Origin of the sequence: Streptomyces decoyicus (genome assembly GCF_019880305.1) — a bacterium.
GTDB lineage: Bacteria > Actinomycetota > Actinomycetes > Streptomycetales > Streptomycetaceae > Streptomyces > Streptomyces decoyicus.
This window is the reverse complement of the sequence record NZ_CP082301.1, coordinates 1207640-1223650: the sequence shown is the minus strand read 5'-3', so window position 1 is coordinate 1223650 and position 16011 is coordinate 1207640. Positions and strand designations below refer to the sequence as shown.

The 16011-nt window shown below is 72.1% G+C and carries 16 protein-coding genes; 6 read left to right on the top strand and 10 right to left on the bottom strand.

The window, feature by feature from the left end; genetic code table 11:
- The first annotated feature begins 6 nt into the window (after positions 1–6).
- The 4 genes from K7C20_RS05255 (at position 7) to K7C20_RS05240 (ending at position 4716) form a co-directional block, all read left to right on the top strand.
- Positions 7–1404, top strand: coding sequence for an FAD-binding oxidoreductase (locus tag K7C20_RS05255; protein ID WP_030079531.1), 1398 nt, complete (start codon positions 7–9; stop codon positions 1402–1404).
- A gap of 103 nt (positions 1405–1507) precedes the next feature.
- Positions 1508–3055: an ATP-dependent DNA ligase gene (locus K7C20_RS05250; protein WP_053209479.1), complete on the top strand. Its 1548-nt coding sequence runs from the start codon at positions 1508–1510 to the stop codon at positions 3053–3055.
- Positions 3056–3060: 5 nt separating this feature from the next.
- Positions 3061–3537 (top strand): NUDIX domain-containing protein, encoded by a 477-nt coding sequence (locus K7C20_RS05245; RefSeq protein WP_030079536.1) that lies wholly within the window; start codon positions 3061–3063, stop codon positions 3535–3537.
- Positions 3538–3702: 165 nt separating this feature from the next.
- Positions 3703–4716, top strand: coding sequence for a winged helix-turn-helix domain-containing protein (locus K7C20_RS05240; protein WP_053209480.1), 1014 nt, complete (start codon positions 3703–3705; stop codon positions 4714–4716).
- A 45-nt stretch (positions 4717–4761) separates the two neighbouring features.
- On the opposite strand, the gene K7C20_RS05235 is transcribed toward K7C20_RS05240, so the two are convergent.
- The 5 genes from K7C20_RS05235 to K7C20_RS05215 form a co-directional block, all read right to left on the bottom strand.
- Positions 4762–5754, bottom strand: a complete 993-nt coding sequence (locus K7C20_RS05235; RefSeq protein WP_030079540.1) for a zinc-dependent alcohol dehydrogenase family protein — start codon at positions 5752–5754, stop codon at positions 4762–4764.
- Positions 5751–6629, bottom strand: coding sequence for a carbohydrate ABC transporter permease (locus K7C20_RS05230; RefSeq protein WP_030079542.1), 879 nt, complete (start codon positions 6627–6629; stop codon positions 5751–5753). The genes K7C20_RS05235 and K7C20_RS05230 overlap by 4 nt, the downstream gene beginning before the upstream one ends.
- Entirely contained in the window at positions 6626–7609 is a 984-nt protein-coding gene (locus tag K7C20_RS05225; protein WP_107083430.1) for a carbohydrate ABC transporter permease, read from the bottom strand. The genes K7C20_RS05230 and K7C20_RS05225 overlap by 4 nt, the downstream gene beginning before the upstream one ends.
- Positions 7590–8969 (bottom strand): ABC transporter substrate-binding protein, encoded by a 1380-nt coding sequence (locus K7C20_RS05220; protein ID WP_030079548.1) that lies wholly within the window; start codon positions 8967–8969, stop codon positions 7590–7592. The genes K7C20_RS05225 and K7C20_RS05220 overlap by 20 nt, the downstream gene beginning before the upstream one ends.
- 189 nt (positions 8970–9158) lie before the next feature.
- Entirely contained in the window at positions 9159–9920 is a 762-nt protein-coding gene (locus K7C20_RS05215) for a DeoR/GlpR family DNA-binding transcription regulator (protein ID WP_030079551.1), read from the bottom strand.
- A 307-nt stretch (positions 9921–10227) separates the two neighbouring features.
- On the opposite strand from K7C20_RS05215, the gene K7C20_RS05210 reads away from it, so the two are divergent.
- Positions 10228–10650, top strand: a complete 423-nt coding sequence (locus tag K7C20_RS05210; RefSeq protein WP_030079553.1) for an STAS domain-containing protein — start codon at positions 10228–10230, stop codon at positions 10648–10650.
- Positions 10651–10695: 45 nt separating this feature from the next.
- Here the strand turns inward: K7C20_RS05210 and K7C20_RS05205 are convergent, their stop codons facing one another.
- Positions 10696–11445, bottom strand: a complete 750-nt coding sequence (locus tag K7C20_RS05205) for a hypothetical protein (RefSeq protein ID WP_053209481.1) — start codon at positions 11443–11445, stop codon at positions 10696–10698.
- Positions 11446–11447: 2 nt separating this feature from the next.
- A complete protein-coding gene (locus K7C20_RS05200) occupies positions 11448–12092 on the bottom strand; it encodes an RNA polymerase sigma factor (RefSeq protein ID WP_030079556.1) in 645 nt (214 codons plus the stop codon).
- Between the two features lie 370 nt (positions 12093–12462).
- Here K7C20_RS05200 and K7C20_RS05195 point away from each other — a divergent pair, with 370 nt between their 5' ends.
- Positions 12463–13281: an SAM-dependent methyltransferase gene (locus tag K7C20_RS05195; RefSeq protein ID WP_030079558.1), complete on the top strand. Its 819-nt coding sequence runs from the start codon at positions 12463–12465 to the stop codon at positions 13279–13281.
- Positions 13282–13317: 36 nt separating this feature from the next.
- Here the strand turns inward: K7C20_RS05195 and K7C20_RS05190 are convergent, their stop codons facing one another.
- From K7C20_RS05190 to dhaK, 3 genes are all read right to left on the bottom strand, one after another.
- The gene (locus K7C20_RS05190) at positions 13318–13758 is read right to left on the bottom strand and encodes a PTS-dependent dihydroxyacetone kinase phosphotransferase subunit DhaM (protein ID WP_048829202.1); all 441 of its coding nucleotides are present in this window, start codon (positions 13756–13758) and stop codon (positions 13318–13320) included.
- The gene (dhaL, locus tag K7C20_RS05185; protein WP_053209486.1) at positions 13755–14351 is read right to left on the bottom strand and encodes a dihydroxyacetone kinase subunit DhaL; all 597 of its coding nucleotides are present in this window, start codon (positions 14349–14351) and stop codon (positions 13755–13757) included. The genes K7C20_RS05190 and dhaL overlap by 4 nt, the downstream gene beginning before the upstream one ends.
- A gap of 112 nt (positions 14352–14463) precedes the next feature.
- Complete coding sequence (gene dhaK / locus K7C20_RS05180) at positions 14464–15456, bottom strand: dihydroxyacetone kinase subunit DhaK (RefSeq protein WP_030079564.1); 993 nt, start codon at positions 15454–15456, stop codon at positions 14464–14466.
- Positions 15457–16011 lie beyond the last annotated feature (555 nt).

The window sequence follows — 16011 nt, the reverse complement described above, 5'->3', positions numbered from 1 at the left end:
GCCGTGATGCGCCCACCGGGACCGACACCAGCGGGAGATATCGAGGACAGGCTGATCCGGCGGGGCGAGCCCGGCTACGAGACGGCCCGCTCCGCCGCGGTGTGGAACGAGCGGCGGCCTGGGCGCTTCCCCGAGGCCATCGTGCGTGCCGCCTCGGAAGCGGAGGTGGCACAGACCGTCACCTATGCCCGCGCCCGGGGACTACAGGTCTCGATGTGTTCCGGCGGGCACAACTGGTCCGGCTCGTCGCTCCGCGACCGGGGCCTGCTGCTCGACCTTTCCGCGCTGCGCGAGTGCCGCGTCTCGCCCGCGACCGGCACCGCACCGGCGACGGCCACGGTGGAGCCCGCCGCCACCGGTCAGGAGCTGGTCGCGGTCCTCACCCCGCAGGATCTGGCCTTTCCCGTCGGTCACTGCCCCACCGTGGCGGTCGGCGGATTTCTGCTCGGCGGCGGCCTCGGCTGGAACTCCCGCGCGTGGGGGGCGTCCTGCGCGAGCGTCGAGGAGATCCGGGCCGTCACCGCCGACGGGCGGACGGTCACCTGTAGCGAAACCCGCCACCCCGACCTCTTCTGGGCCGCGCGGGGCGCCGGGCCGGGATTCTGTGCCGTCGTCATCCGCTTCCGCCTCGCCCTGCACCCCCACCCCGCATCGATCATGGCGACCTCCCTCACCTTCCCGCTGGCCGAGGTCGCCCGGGTGGCGGAGTGGGCCGAGCGGGTCGCGCGCGGGCTCCCGCCGTACGTCGAAACGGCGTTCGTCCTCGTGCCCTCCGGTCCGCCGACGGACAGCGCTCCGGCCGGGCCCCGGATCACGGTCTCCGCCACTGCGTTCGCCGCGACACGGAGCGAGGCCCTGCGAGCGCTGGAGCCGTTCGCCGACTGCCCCTTCGGCGAACTCGCCGTCGCCCGCCACCCGCCCGCGCCGCAGTCCTTCGCGGCTCTGCACGAGGGCGCGGCGGCGGCCTGGCCACCGGCGCACCGGTATGCGGCGGACACCCTGTGGTCACAGGAGAGCTATGCCACCCAGCTGACCCGTATCGCCGACGTGCTGGCCCACGCCCCCTCCGGGAAGTCCCTGGTGCTCGCGCCCGTGCAGCCGGTCTCCGAGCACCCCGCCCTGCTGCGGAACATGGCCTTCTCCCCGCTCGGCGAGTCCTACTTCGTCTGCTACGCGGTCTGGGACGACCCGGCCGACGACGAGACGCATGCGCGCTGGCTGCGCGAGGCCATGGCGGCCGCGGACCCGCAGGGCGACGGCTTCCACTTCATCGCGGAAACGGACCTGGAAGCCGACGCCGCACGGGCCCGGCGCTCGTACGCCCCCGCCACCTGGGACCGTCTCCAGGAAATCAAGGCGCAGTGGGACCCGGAAAACGTCTTCCACTCGTACCTCGCCCCCTGACACAGGCCCGGCGGCCCGCCCGCGGACGGCCGCGGTGCCGCACCGGTACGCGGATTTCGCGGCCGGGGGAGCGGGGACGGCGCCGTGGGGGCACCATGGCCCTATGCTGCTGGCGGATCTCGCACGGGTGTCGGGGGAGGTCGCCGCGACGTCGGCACGCTCGCGGAAGACCGCGCTGCTGGCCGGGCTGTTCCGCGCCGCCGCGCCGGAGGACGTCCCGGTCGTCATTCCGTATCTGGCCGGCCGGCTGCCCCAGGGGCGGATCGGGGTGGGCTGGAGCGTGCTGCGCGAGCCGGTGGCGGCGGCGGACCGCGCCACCCTGACCGTGCGTGACGTGGATACGGCGCTGACCCGCCTGGCGCAGGTCTCGGGGCCCGGGGCGCAGGGGGAGCGGCGCCGGCTGGTCAGGGAGCTGCTGGCCGCGGCGACGCAGGAGGAACAGCGCTTCCTGACCGGCCTGCTCACCGGCGAGGTGCGGCAGGGCGCCCTGGACGCCATCGCGGTCGAAGGGCTCGCCGCCGCGACCGAGGTGCCCGCCGCCGACGTACGCCGGGCCGTGATGCTGGCGGGCGCACTCCAGGAGGTCGCACGGGCGCTGCTCGCCGAGGGGCCGTCTGCGCTCGCGGCGTTCCGGCTCACCGTCGGCCGGCCCGTCGGGCCGATGCTGGCACACAGCGCCAAGTCGGTGGCCGAGGCGGTCGACAAGCTCGGCGCCTGCGCAGTGGAGGAGAAGCTCGACGGCATCCGCGTACAGGTCCACCGGGACGGGCCGGACGTACGCATCCACACCCGCACCCTGGACGAGGTCACCGACCGGCTCCCCGAGGTGGCCGCCGTCGCCCGGGAGCTGCCGGCCTCCCGCTTCATCCTGGACGGCGAAGTGATCGCCCTGGACGGCGAGGGCCGGCCGGTGCCCTTCCAGCGGGTCGCGGGACGGTTCGGCTCGCGGGTGGACGTCTCCGCGGCACAGGCCGCGCTGCCGTTGTCCCCGGTCTTCTTCGACCTCCTGTCGGTCGACGGCCGTGATCTGCTGGAACTGCCGGGCGAGCAGCGGCATGCGGAGCTGGCGCGGCTGGTCCCCGAGCATCTGCGGGTGCGCCGCCAGGTGGTCGGGGACCCGTCCGACGCCGCGGCCCGCGCGGCCGCCGAGGACTTCTGGTCCGCGACCCTGCGCCGGGGCCATGAGGGTGTCGTGGTCAAGGCACTGGAGGCCCCCTACAGCGCGGGCCGCCGGGGCGCCGCCTGGCTGAAGGTGAAGCCCGTGCACACCCTGGACCTGGTGGTGCTCGCGGCGGAGTGGGGCCACGGCCGGCGCACCGGAAAGCTGTCCAACCTCCACCTCGGGGCGCGCGGAGCGGACGGCGGATTCGTCATGCTGGGCAAGACGTTCAAGGGCCTCACCGACGCGACCCTCGGCTGGCAGACCGAACGGCTCCAGGAACTCGCGGTCGAGGACAACGGCCATGTCGTGACGGTGCGTCCGGAACTCGTCGTCGAGATCGCCTACGACGGGCTCCAGACGTCCTCGCGTTACCCGGCGGGCGTCACCCTGCGCTTCGCGCGGGTGGTGCGCTACCGGGAGGACAAGACGGCCGCCGAGGCGGACACGGTGGAGACGGTGCTCAGCGCGCACGAGGGCGGGGAGGGGTAGCGGCCATGGCGGCCGGGAAGCGCAGTGCCGGACTGCTCCTGTACCGGGGTGCGGCGGCCGGCACCGAGGTGCTGCTGGCGCACATGGGCGGGCCGTTGTGGCAACGGCGGGACGCGGGCGGGTGGTCCGTGCCCAAGGGCGAGTACGTACCGCCGGAGGAAGCGCGGGACGCCGCCCGGCGGGAGTTCGAGGAGGAGCTGGGGATCCCGCCTCCCGACGGGGCCTATCTCCCGCTGGGAGAGGCACGCCAGGCGAGCGGCAAGGTGGTGACGGTGTGGGCGGTCGAGAGCGATCTCGATCCGGAGCGGATCGTGCCCGGCACCTTCGAGATGGAATGGCCGCGCGGATCCGGGGTGACCGGCACTTTCCCCGAGATCGACCGGGTGGCCTGGTTCACCCCGCACGAGGCGCACGGGCGGCTGGTGGTGGGCCAGCGGGTGTTCCTGGAGCGGCTGGCGGACCGGCTCGCGAGCGGGGCCTGAGCACGGGCGCCCCGCACTCCCCGCCTTCACCACCCGCCCACACCAAAAGCCACAAGCCGCCCTGGACACCCCCGTTGAGGGCAGGCAGTCTTGCGGCGGGGCCGTACGACAGGCCTCGAACGGGGGGCCCTGGCGACAGGGTCATGAGCATGCCGCGGGGGCCGCATGTTGCGTATTCACTTCGACGACCGGGATCTCGCGCGCGTCCAGATCGCCGCCGAGCCCGATCCCCTCTGGGAAACGGTGCTGGCCATGCACCATGTGGTGCCGCCGGGACGCGGAGTGCCGGTGTACGGCGCCTGGCGCGCCCGGGCGCGCCGCGAACTGGACGAGCGGGGACTCAACCGCGCTGCGGGGCTGATCGGGACACTGGCACCGGCCGACGCCCGCTATTTCCCGGACTTCCTCACCCCCGACGCGGCCCGCGACGGGCTGGCCGCCGGACTGGAGGCGCTGCGGGACACCCCCCGGGTGCGGCTGACCGCGGAATCCGCCCGTGCAGGGCTGCCGGCCCGGCTCCCGCGCTGGACCGGTGCGCTGGCCACGGGAAACCGGCGGCCGCTCGACGAGCTGGCCGCCGCGATCCAGGAGGTGCACCGCGCGGTGATAGCGCCGGAGTGGACGGGCGCGGCCGCCACGGTCGACTGCGACCGGGGCGGCCGTACCCGCATGCTCTGCCGCGGCGGCGTCGACGGCATGCTCAACACCTTCCGCCCCGCGCTCCGTTGGGAGCCGCCGGTCCTGTACGTCGACTACCCCCGGGACCGCGATCTGCGCCTGGGCGGACGGGGACTGCGCCTGATCCCCTCCCACTTCTGCTGGCGCAGGCCCATCGCCCTCGCCGACCCCGGCCTGCCGCCGGTCCTGGTCTATCCCGTCGAGCACGCCACGGACTGGGTGCCGGCCACCACCCGCAGCTGCCACCCGCAGGCACTGTCCGCCCTGCTCGGCCGCACCAGAGCCCGTATCCTCGCCGCTCTCGACGCCCCGACCACCACCGGTGAACTGGCCCGCCGGTTACGGGTCTCCGCGCCCTCGGCCAGCGAGCATGTGAGCGCCCTGCGGGAGGCCAATCTGGCCCGCAGCCGGCGCGACGGCGGTTCGGTCATCCACGCCCTCACCCCGCTCGGCACGGCGCTGTTGCACGGCGAACTCGCCTCCGTACGCCAGCCGCAGTGAGCGGCCCGGCGGCGGCCCGGCCGTGACTGCCGGGCCGCCCGGCAGTCACGGCCGCACCTGGATCTTCCGCCCTTCGCCCGCCTGGAAGCGGGACAGCGCCTCGGCATAGCGGTCCAGCGGGAGCCGGTCGCTGATGAAGACCTCCGGGTCCAGGGCACCGGCCGCGAAGAGCTCCGCGGCGCGCTCGTAGCTGTGCAGCACGGCCATCGAGCCGGTGATGGTGATCTCCTGGTTGTAGATGCGGTAGGGCTCGATGACGGCGCGGGCGGCGTAGTCGGCTACGCCGAACTGGAGGAAGGTGCCGCCCTTGCCGACCCGCCCCAGGGCGTCCTGGATGGCGTGTGCGTTGCCGGTGGCGTCGATGACCACGTCCCAGCCGCGCGGGCGGTCCAGCTCGTCGGCGGAACCGGCCGCGTTGCTGCATCCCAGGGTGCGGGCGGTGGCCAGCCGCGTGGGGTTGATGTCGACGACATCGACCCCGGCCGCGCCGGTGCGCTTGGCGAGTTCGAGCATCATCAGGCCCATCGTGCCCGAGCCGTAGATGAGGACGCTGGTGCCCAGCTGCGCCGAGCGCAGGATGTCGTAGCCGCGTACGGCGCAGGAGAGCGGCTCGATGAGGGCCGCGTCCTCGGTACGGATGTGATCGGGCAGCTTGACGCAGTTCGCGACCGGCGCGACGGCGAACTCCGCGGCGCCGCCCGCCGTGGTCACCCCGATGGCGGCCCACCGCTCACAGAGGTTGTTGCGTCCGATGCGGCAGTAGTGGCACTCGTGGCAGTAGAGGGACGGGTCGACGGCCACCCGGTCGCCCTCGGCGAGTTCGGTGACCGCGGTGCCGGCCGCCACGACCGTACCGGCGAACTCATGGCCCGGCACGACGGGCAGCGTGGGCGCGAACTCGCCCTGGAGGATGTGCAGATCGGTACCGCACAGCCCGCAGGCGGCAACGGAGACGACGACCTCACGGGGACCGGGCGTCGGGTCCGCGACGGTGCCGACCTCGACCTTGCCGGGCGCGCTGATCACTGCGGCTTTCATTTCACGGCTCCAAGCGACAGGCCCTGGACCAGCTTGTCCTGGGCGGCGAACCCGGCGATGAGCACCGGGAGGGAGATGACGGTGGCGGCGGCGCACACCTTGGCCAGGAACAGGCCCTGGCTGGTCACGAGTCCGGTCAGGAACACCGGCGAGGTACCGGCCACGACGCCGGTCAGGACCCGGGCGAACAGCAGCTCGTTCCAGCTGAAGATGAAGGAGATCAGGGCCGTTGCCGCGATCCCCGGCATCGCGACCGGGGCGACGATCCGGGTCAGGGTGGTGGCCAGCCCCGCGCCGTCGATCGAGGCGGCCTCCAGCATCTCGACGGGTACCTCGGCGAGGAACGAGCGCATCATCCACACCGCGATCGGCAGATTCATCGAGGTGTAGAGGATGACCAGCAGCCAGATGCTGTCGAGCATCCCGGCGTTCTGCGCGACGAGATAGACCGGCAGCAGCCCGGCCACCAGCGGCAGCATCTTCGTGGAGAGGAAGAAGAAGAGGACGTCGCTCCATTTGCGTACCGGCTTGATGGACAGGGCATAGGCGGCGGGCACCGCCAGCAGCAGCACCAGCAGGGTGGAGACGACGGAGGCGGTCAGCGAGTTGACCAGCGGGGGCCACGGGCTGACACCGCCGCCCGCCGCCCCGAAGAACTCCCGGTAGCCGTGCAGGCTGATCCCGGCACCGACACTCGGCGGGTTGGTCGCCGCGTCCGTCTCGCTGTGGAAGGACGTCAGCACCATCCAGGCGACGGGCAGGAAGAAGGCGATGCCGCACAGCCAGGCCACCAGGCCCAGCAGGCTGCCGGTGCGCCGCCGGCGCCCGGTGGCGGGGGACCCGGCGCGGCGCGGGAGCAAGGACGTAGTGGTCATGCCGTGACCTCCTCGCGCAGCAGGGACGAGACGGTGCGCAGCGCAAAGGTCGCCACCAGCAGCGAGCACAGCACCACGACCACGCCCTGCGCGGATGCCCGTCCGTAGTCATGGGACTGGTAGACGGTCTGGTAGATCGTGTACGGAAGGTTGGCCGTGCCGAGACCGCCGGACGTGATGGTGAACACCGCGTCGAAGTTCTGCACGACGTACACCGTGCCCAGCAGTGCGGCCAGTTCGAGGTAGCGGCGCAGATGCGGCAGGGTGAGAAAGCGGAAGATGTCGAAGGCGGAGGCGCCGTCCATCCGGGCCGCCTCGACGGCGTCCGAGGCCCGGCTCTGGAGTCCGGCCAGCAGGATCAGCATCATGAACGGCGTCCACTGCCAGATCAACGACATCTCCACCGCGGCCAGCGGCGAGTCGGTCATCCAGTCCGGCTGCGGCGGGCTGTCGCTGCCGAACAGCCGCCATATCCAGGTCAGCGAGCCGTTGATCAGCCCGTACGAGGCGTTGTACAGCGCATGCTTCCACAGCAGCGCGGAGGCGACCGGCACGATCAGGAACGGCGTGATGAGCAGGGTGCGGACGATGCCGCGCCCGCGGAAGCCGCGGTCGAGCAGCAGCGCCAGACCGAGCCCGAGCAGCAGGCTGACCAGCACCACGGTCACGGTCAGCAGCACCGTCGTGCCCACCGAGGCGCGCATCGCCGGGTCCGTGAACACGGCGCGGTAGTTGTCGAGGGCGGCGAAGCCGCGGTTGTCGGGGGCCAGTGCGTTCCAGCGGGTGAAGGAGATCACCACGGTGGCCAGGAACGGGAGTTGGGTGACGACGACGAGGAAGACCAGCGCGGGAAGCAGCGGCGCGCGGCGGGCCCAGTCCTTCGCCCGCCCGGTGCGGCGGGCGCGGGCGGCCGGGCTGCCGGTGCGGTGCACGGCGGCCGTGGTGGCGCCGGGGGCCGGTTCAGTGGTCCGTGTAGGCATCGGACACCTCCTGCGCCAGTCGCCGGCTCTTCTTCAGGGCCTCGGGCACGCTCTGCTTGCCGGCGATGGCCGCGCTGATCTCGTTCGAGACCTTGGTGCCCAGGTCGGCGAACTCCGGGATGCCGACGAACTGGATGCCGGGGGCCGGCCGTGGCTGTACGCCGGGGCTGCCGGGCCGGGCGGAGCGGATCGCCCGCTCGGTCGGGCCGGCGAACGCCCCGGCCTCCTTGACGTAGTCCGGGTCGCGGTAGAGGGAGGCCCGCTTGCCGCCGGGCACCCTCGACCAGCCCAGTTCGCGGCCCACCAGCCGCTCGTAGCCCTTGCCCGAGGCCCAGCGGATGAACCGCCAGGCCGCGTCCTGGTGCGTACTGGCCTTCTGCACGCCCCAGGCCCAGGTGAACAGCCAGCCCGCGTCACGGGTCCGCTCCACCGGCGCCGGCGCATAGCCGACCTTGCCCGCGACCTTGGACTCGCCGCTCTCCAGCGAACCGGCGCCGGCCGTCGCGTCGTACCACATGGCGACCTTGCCCTGCTGCATGTCGTTGAGGCACTCCGTGTAGCCGGCCTGCGGGGCGCCCGCCTGGCCGTGCGCCCGCACCAGATCGACATAGAACCGGGTGGCCTTGGTGAACTCGGGGCTGTCGACCTTCTGCTGCCAGTCCTTGGCGAACCAGGTGCCGCCGAAGGTGTTGACGACGGTGGTCAGCGGGGCCGCCAGCTGGCCCCAGCCGGGCTGGCCGCGCAGACAGATGCCCTTCAGGCCCTTGCGGAAGCCGTCCAGCTTGGCGGCGAGGACGGCGACCTGGTGCCAGGTGGGCCGGGCGGGCATGGTCAGCCCGGCCGCCTTGAGGAGGTCCTTGCGGTACATCAGGAAGGACGATTCGCCGTAGAAGGGCTCCGCGTAGACCTTGCCGTCGGCGGCGGTGAGGGAGGAGCGGACCGGCCGGAGGATGTCGCCCTGGTCGAACGCGGGGTCCTTGGCGGCCCGTTCACCGAGCGGGGAGAGCCAGCCGTTGCGGGCGTAGATGGGCGTCTCGTAGTTGCTGACGCTGGCCACGTCGTACTGGCCGGCCTGGCTGGAGAAGTCCTGGCTCATCTTGTCGCGCAGATCGTCCTCCGGCAGCACGGTGAAGTTGACCTTGATGCCGGTTTCCTTGGTGAAGTGCTCGGCGGTGAGCCGTTGCAGATCCACCATCTGCGGGTTGTTGACCATCAGCACGTTGATGGTGTGACGGCTGTCGTTGCCCGCGTCGCCGGCTCCGCGGTAGCAGCCGGCGGTGGACAGTGCCAGGGCCACGGCGAGGGCGGTCAGCCCTAGGGGGCGGCCGCCGCGGCCTGGTCCGGGGGATCTTGCTCTCACGGCTCGTACCTTTCGGGGGGACGGGAGTGTCGGGCGAATGCCGCACAAGGGGCGATTTTTGGGCGTACGGTGCCGTCGTGCGGGTACGCCGGGGAGCCGTCCGACGGCCGGCGGTGCGGCCTTCGGCGGTGTGCTGTGGGGGATGTGGTGCAACGGTGCGGGCCGGTCGTCCGGGCGGCCCCGTCCCGGTCAGACCCTGAGCACCTGCGGGCCCAGGAGCGAATAGCGATGTGCCTCCGGCGCGGACAGCCCCGCATCGGTGACGATCGTGTCGAAGTCACTCACCTCGGCGAACCGGCAGAAGCTGCTGGCGCCGAACTTGCTGTGCACCCCGACCAGCACCCGCCGCCGCGAGGAGCGCACGGCCTGCGCCTTCACCTCGGCGACCGCCGGGTCCGGGGTGGTCAGACCGTGCTCCCGGGAGATCCCGTTCGCCCCCAGGAACGCCAGGTCGATCACGAAACGGGCGAGCATGTCCCGGGCCCAGGACCCCACCGTCGCCTGGGTCCCGGAGCGGACCCGCCCGCCGGCCAGCAGCACCGTGGTCGACTCGGACGCCGCGACCAGCGAGGCGGTCCGCAGCGATGCGGTGATCACGGTCAGCGGGCGGTCGGCGGGCAGTAGCGTGGCGACCAGCTCAGGGGTGTAGCCCTCGTCGACGAACACCGTCTCGGCCTCGCCGACCAGCGCCGCGGCGGCCGCCGCGATCCGGCGCTTCTCGTCCACCTGCTGGGTCTCCCGCCGGGCGAGCGTGGTCTCGAACCCGGCGCTCTCGACCGGATACGCCGCGCCGTGGGTACGCCTGACCAGCCCCCGGCGCTCCAGTTCGCTCAGATCGCGCCGTACGGTCTCGCGGGCGACCCCGAACTCCGCCGCGGCATCGGCGACCTCGACCCGGCCGGACTGCCGGGCGAGCGCGAGGATGCGGTGCTGGCGTTCCTCGGCCCTCATGGGATCACTCCTGCTCGAATTCTGGCTGATTCCGGTTTCCGTTCGGTCACGGGACTGCCCGTTTCCGCCCGCATCAGGTTTATAGCAAGCGTGGCGGTGCGGAAGGCTGCCCGCGACGGAGGAAAACCTGACCGTTTCTGCCCGCTCCGGGGCGCTGTCACCTTGGCCACATGCACGAACGGGTGCCCGTAACGCCCTGGCAGCGGGCCCGTACGGGGGTCACGGGGCGGGGCTTCCGGGGTGGCCCGTTGTGCGCCGGCGGGCCGCAGCGGTGGTGCGGCGAACGGCGGCGCTTAGTCTGGACGGCATGAGCTCGGAGATGCGGTCGTTGGCGGTCACTGCGATCGTGGAGGCGGAGGAGTGCGCGGTGCTGCGCGTCAGCGGAGATCTGGACCTCCGTACGGAGCAGGCATTTCTCGCCGAGGCACGGTCGGTGGTGTCGGCCGGCCACCGCTTCCTGGTGCTCGATCTGACCGCACTGCGCTTTTGCGACTCGCGGGGGCTGAGCTGCCTGCTCGCCCTGGAATGGCTGTGCCGGCGCCTGGAGGGCAGGCTGATGCTGGCCTCGCTCGGCGTACGGATGCTGCGGCTGCTGGTCGGCACGCAGTCCCTCAACGTCTTCTCGTGCTACCCCACGGTCGGCCATGCGCTGGCCACGGTTCCCGACGCCACCCGCCCGGAGTGGCCGCCGGTGGCGGAGGACCCGTCCATGGGAACGGGCGACTCCTGAGGCCGGCAGGCGGGCGGCCGTGCGAGGTGCCGGCACCCGCCGTCGTCACTCCGCCCGGCCGAGGTCCCGTACGAGCGTGGGCGAGGGCCGCGGGATCTCGCCGAAATCCTCGTCGTCGCTGTCCACGACGAGCCGGTTGATCACGTTCTCCAGAGTGCTCGGCAGGGTCGGGGCGAGCCCGCTGTGCCACTGGACGAGAAGGTTGTGGCGGGCGGCGTCCGGCAGCAGCTGCTTCTCGTCGAACGCGGCCGTCGACCGGCGCTCCTCGTCGGGCGCATGCGCGGCCTGCTCGCGCCAGTAGGCGGCGTCACGGTACTCGCCGTTGCGGCGGTGGGAGAGGTACAGGCAATAAGCAGCGGTCCGGCTGCCGGCGCCGGCCCCGAAGTGCCACCAGAAGTGCGCCGCGTCGTCGCGTCCGGTGATGTGCAGCAGACAGGCGAAGACCAGCGCGCCCTCGGGGTCGATGTGATGGTCGTCGACCAGCCGCTCCAGGCTCGCCGCGGCCGCCGCCGCGTTGACGACCAGCGCACAGGCCAGCTGGAGCTCATGGGTGGCCTCGTCCCGGGCGCTGGGGTAGGCGGTGGGCGCGCCAGGGCCGGGGCGGCCCGTCCGCAGCGCCGTCGGCGGACCGTCCGCCGCCGCTGCCCCGGCCCGGACGGCGCCGAGACTGCCGAGCACCCCCGCGTCGTCGAGGTCACGGAATCCGGTCAGATCATCGATACCGGACACCGTCGCCGCGGCGCTGAGCAGTGTCTCGACGGTCTCCCGGCGGCCCGCGGGACAGATGTGCGACATGGTCAGTTCCCCCTGTGATTGCCCTGATCGATACCGAGCGCGGCGGCGAGCTTGCGCTTGCCGCGGCTCGCATAGGAGCGGACGGTGACTTCGTCGACGCCGAGCAACGAGCCGATCTGCGCGTCGCTGTACCCGATGACATGGCGCAGCACGATCACGTCGCACTGCCGCTCGGGCAGCCGGGCGATCGCCGCATACAGCCCCAACTGGCTCTCCAGCATGGCGAACTGCTGCTGGCACTCGCGCAACAGAGCGTGGGTGACCACGGCGAACGCGGCGGTCTCGGTGAGCGCGGTGGGCTGCTGGTGGTCGTACAGCCACTCCACCACGCGTTCCTTGAGGACCGACCAGGCGTACGCCTCCACCGACGCCTGCCGCAGCGCATGCGGCCACAGCCGGCCGAGCTCTTCATATGCCGTCCGGGTCACCTCACGGGCCGCGCTCTCGCTGCCGGTGTGCAGATAGGCGTACGTCAGCCACTTCCGGGCATGCGTCGCCAGGAACGCCTCGAAGGTGATCGACAGCTGGCGGTCGAGCGGGTCCGGCGCGACGGCCGGGAGCGAACTGCGGGGGAGTGGCGCTAACTCCGTGGCACGGACATGCGCCGGGGCGCACGCCGGTAGCAATCGGTCCCGGTCTGCGCTCACGAGCCGCCCTCGTTCCGTTTGCCGTGCACCGAGCCGGGCGCCGAAGCGCCGATGGCAGCGGGAGGGCGCTTTGCCCTCACCCTCCAATGAACCGGAAAGCGAGCCCGTTTGTGGCATCGGGAGGGCAAAAATCTGCCGCTGCGTATTCATATGACTACGCGTGACCGTGGCATGTGCCCATCCCCGGCAGCGGCAGGGCCGACCGTCAGGAACCCCGCGGGGCGCGCTCCGGCATGATCCGGGGTGAACGGGGCAGGGCTCCAACAGCCGGGCGCACGGCGGCGGTTGACGCGCCTCCTGGAGTGCGCGGCTTGTGGGGAGGCGGCACCGCACGCCGGGGTGGAGCGCCGTACTGGGGAGGCAGCAGACGATGAGCGAGCACGAGTCCGTGGTGGACCTCCAGCTGGACCGGGCCCACTCGTCCCGGATCTATGACTACTTCCTGGGCGGCAAGACCAACTTCCTGGCCGACCGGATGGCCGCCGGAGACGTACTGGGCGCCTTCCCCGCCGCGCTGGTCGCCGCCCGCATCAACCGCGAGTTCATGCACCGCGCCACCCGCGTCCTCGCCGAATCCGGCATGCGGCAGTTCCTCGACATCGGCACGGGCATCCCCACCCCGCCCAACCTCCACGACATCGCCCAGGGCATCGCCGGCGACGCCCGGGTCGTCTACACCGACAACGACCCGATCGTCCTCGCGCACGCCGCGGCCCTCCTGCTCAGCACGCCCGAGGGACGCACCGCGTACGTCCAGGCCGATGTCACCGACCCGGCCGGCATCCTCGAGGCGCCCCAGCTCCTCGACACCCTCGACCTGAACCGCCCGGTCGCGCTCAGCCTGAACGCACTGATGCACTTCGTCCCCGACGACGGCCAGGAACGCGCCCACACCATCGTCGAGACCCTCAAGGCCGCGCTCCCCAGTGGCAGCACCCTCGCGATGAGCCATGCGACACCGGATTTCAGCCCCGCGGCGATGAACAAGATCATCAAGATCTACGGCGACGCGGGCACCCGGCTCCAGTTCCGCTCCCACCCCGAATTCCTGCGCTTCTTCGACGGCTGGGAGCTGCTGGAGCCGGGCGTCACCCTCTCCCACCAGTGGCGCCCGGACCGTCCCGAGGACGCCACCCATGTCACCGACGCGGAGGCCGCCTGCTACGCGGGCGTCGCCCGCAAGCCGTGAGCCGGGCGGGGCCGGCGGCCTCTCGCACGCCGTCCCTCACTCCTTGCGGTAGCCGTGCGCCTCGGTGGCCGCCGCCGCGACCGCGTCCAGACCCGCCCCGGTCGCCGCGGTGACCACGGCGGCCACCGCGCCCTCCACAAAGGGGGCGTCCACCAGCCGTGCGCCCTCGGGGAGTTCATCGCCCTCGGCGATCAGGGCCTTGACGGTCAGTACGGCGCTGCCCAGGTCGACCAGGACAGCCACACCTGCCCCACGGTCCACCGTCCGTGCCGCCTTGGTGATCAGCTCCGCACTCGTCCCCAGTCCGCCGTCCGGCGTACCGCCCGCGGCGGCCACCGGCACCGTGTCGCCGCTTCCGGCCAGCCCGATCGCCAGCGTCGCCACGGACTCCGCGACCGGCCCGCTGTGCGACACCAGCACCACTCCGACCGGCGGACCCTCGCCGCCGGCCGTACCGTCCGTCGCCCGCGCGCTCACTTCGCCACCTCCGCAAGCGCCGCGAACAGCAACGCCGACGATGTCGCCCCCGGGTCCTGATGCCCGATGCTGCGCTCCCCGAGATAACTCGCCCGGCCCTTCCTGGCCTGCATCGGTACGGTCGCCACCGCGCCCTGCTCGGCCGCCTCGGCCGCCGCGTCGAAGGAGGTCGCCAGCGCCTCGACCCCCGGCACCAGGGCATCGAGCATCGTCTTGTCACCCGGCGCCGAGCCGCCGAGCTGTCCCACCGCGTCCACCCCGGCAGCCAGCCCCGACCGCAGCTCCTGCGCCGACACCTGCGGCGCCTCGCCCAGCGCCTTGCCGGCGCGCCGCAGCATCGTCCCGTACAGCGGCCCGGACGCCCCGCCCACACTGGAGATCAACTGCCGTCCGGCGGCGGTCAGCACCGCACCGGGCGTCGCCGGCGGCTCCGCCTCCACCATCTTGACCACGGCCGTGAAGCCGCGCTGCATGTTCCTTCCGTGGTCGGCGTCACCGATGGGCGAGTCCAGCTCGGTGAGCCGGTCGGCCTCCCGGTCGATGACGGCGGCGGCCGCCGTCATCCAGCGTACGAAGAACGCGGCATCCAGCACCGTTTCGGACACGGCATACACTCCTTGGTTGTTCGGGCACTGAGCAAGAAAGCGGGACGGGTACGGCTACGGGGAGCCGCTACGGACCCGGCCAGGGATACGGAAGCTGTGGTCACCGCCCCCAGCGCAGGCCGGCCGTCTGCACCGGCGCGTCCCACAGCCGCAGCAGCTCCCCGTCGACCTGGCACAGCGTCACCGAGCAGCCCGCCATGTCCAGCGAGGTCACATAGTTCCCGACCAGCGTGCGGGCCACCGCGACGCCCCGCTCGTCCAGCACCCGGCGGACCTCCGCATTGAATCCGTACAGCTCCAGCAGCGGGGTCGCCCCCATGCCGTTGACCAGCACCAGTACCGGCAGCCTCGGATCCAGGTCCTCCAGAATCGCGTTCACCGTGAAGTCCGCGATCTCGCGCGAGGTCATCATCGCGCGACGCTCCCGCCCCGGCTCGCCGTGAATCCCGACCCCCAACTCCAGCTCCCCGGCCGGGAGATCGAACGTCGGGCTGCCCTTCGCCGGGGTCGTACAGGCACTCAGCGCCACACCGAAGCTGCGCGACGATTCCACGACCTGCCGGGCCAGCGCCTCCACCCGCTCCAGCGGCATGCCCTCCTCGGCCGCTGCACCGGCGATCTTCTCCACGAAGAGCGTCGCCCCGGTGCCGCGCCGCCCCGCCGTGAACGTCGAGTCGGTCACCGCGACATCGTCATTGACGAGCACGCTGGCCACCTGCACCCCTTCGTCCTCCGCCAGCTCCGCCGCCATCTGGAAGTTGAGCACGTCCCCCGTGTAGTTCTTCACGATGAACAACACGCCGTGGCCACTGTCGACGGCCGCGGCGGCACGCACCATCTGATCGGGCACCGGCGAGGTGAAGACCTCACCCGGACATGCGGCATCCAGCATCCCGGGCCCGACGAACCCCCCGTGCAGCGGCTCGTGCCCACTGCCGCCCCCGGACAACAGCGCCACCTTCCCCTCCACCGGCGCGTCCCGTCGCACGATCACCCGGTTCTCGGCATCCACCACCAATTCGGGGTGCGCCGCGGCCATCCCGCGCAGCGCATCGGCGACCACGGTCTCGGCGACGTTGATCAGCATCTTCATGGGTACCTCCTGGGGAGCTCGGCAGCCGGGCCTCTGACCTGTGTATTCCCAGGTCGGACTGGGTGCGGCCCGTTTGTGATCTTGGCGGTCTCTGGCGGTCTCTGGTGGTCGGGGGCGGGGCCGGCTGGGCTGAGGCTGACCTCATGCTGACCTTGCTGATGGGTTGTCAGGTGCGTTCGATGGTGCCTCGGACGTGCCTGGACCCGGTGGTTCCAGTATCGGACCGTGAGTGCACCGGCGGCATCGTTACGCACTGTTGTTGCCTTGCTCCGTGTGGTGTTCTCCTCGGATTCTCGACGGGCGGACCGTGCCGACGGCCATGCCCCCTGGATGTGCACCTGATGCTCTCCGGCCACTCCGCTCCGTAGCGCAAAGTCCACTGGCTCGGCTGCTCGCGGACACCTGACGTGCCTTCGCTGCTTCCCTCATCCGGTGTCGGGTAAAACCCCTCGGTGGATCATCGTCCCGCGCCGATATCGTGCTGCGCCGTCGTCGGTGGGTGCGAGCCGCGGAGCCCGTAGCGGGTGATGTTGCGGCGAAGCAGGTCGTGGGCGG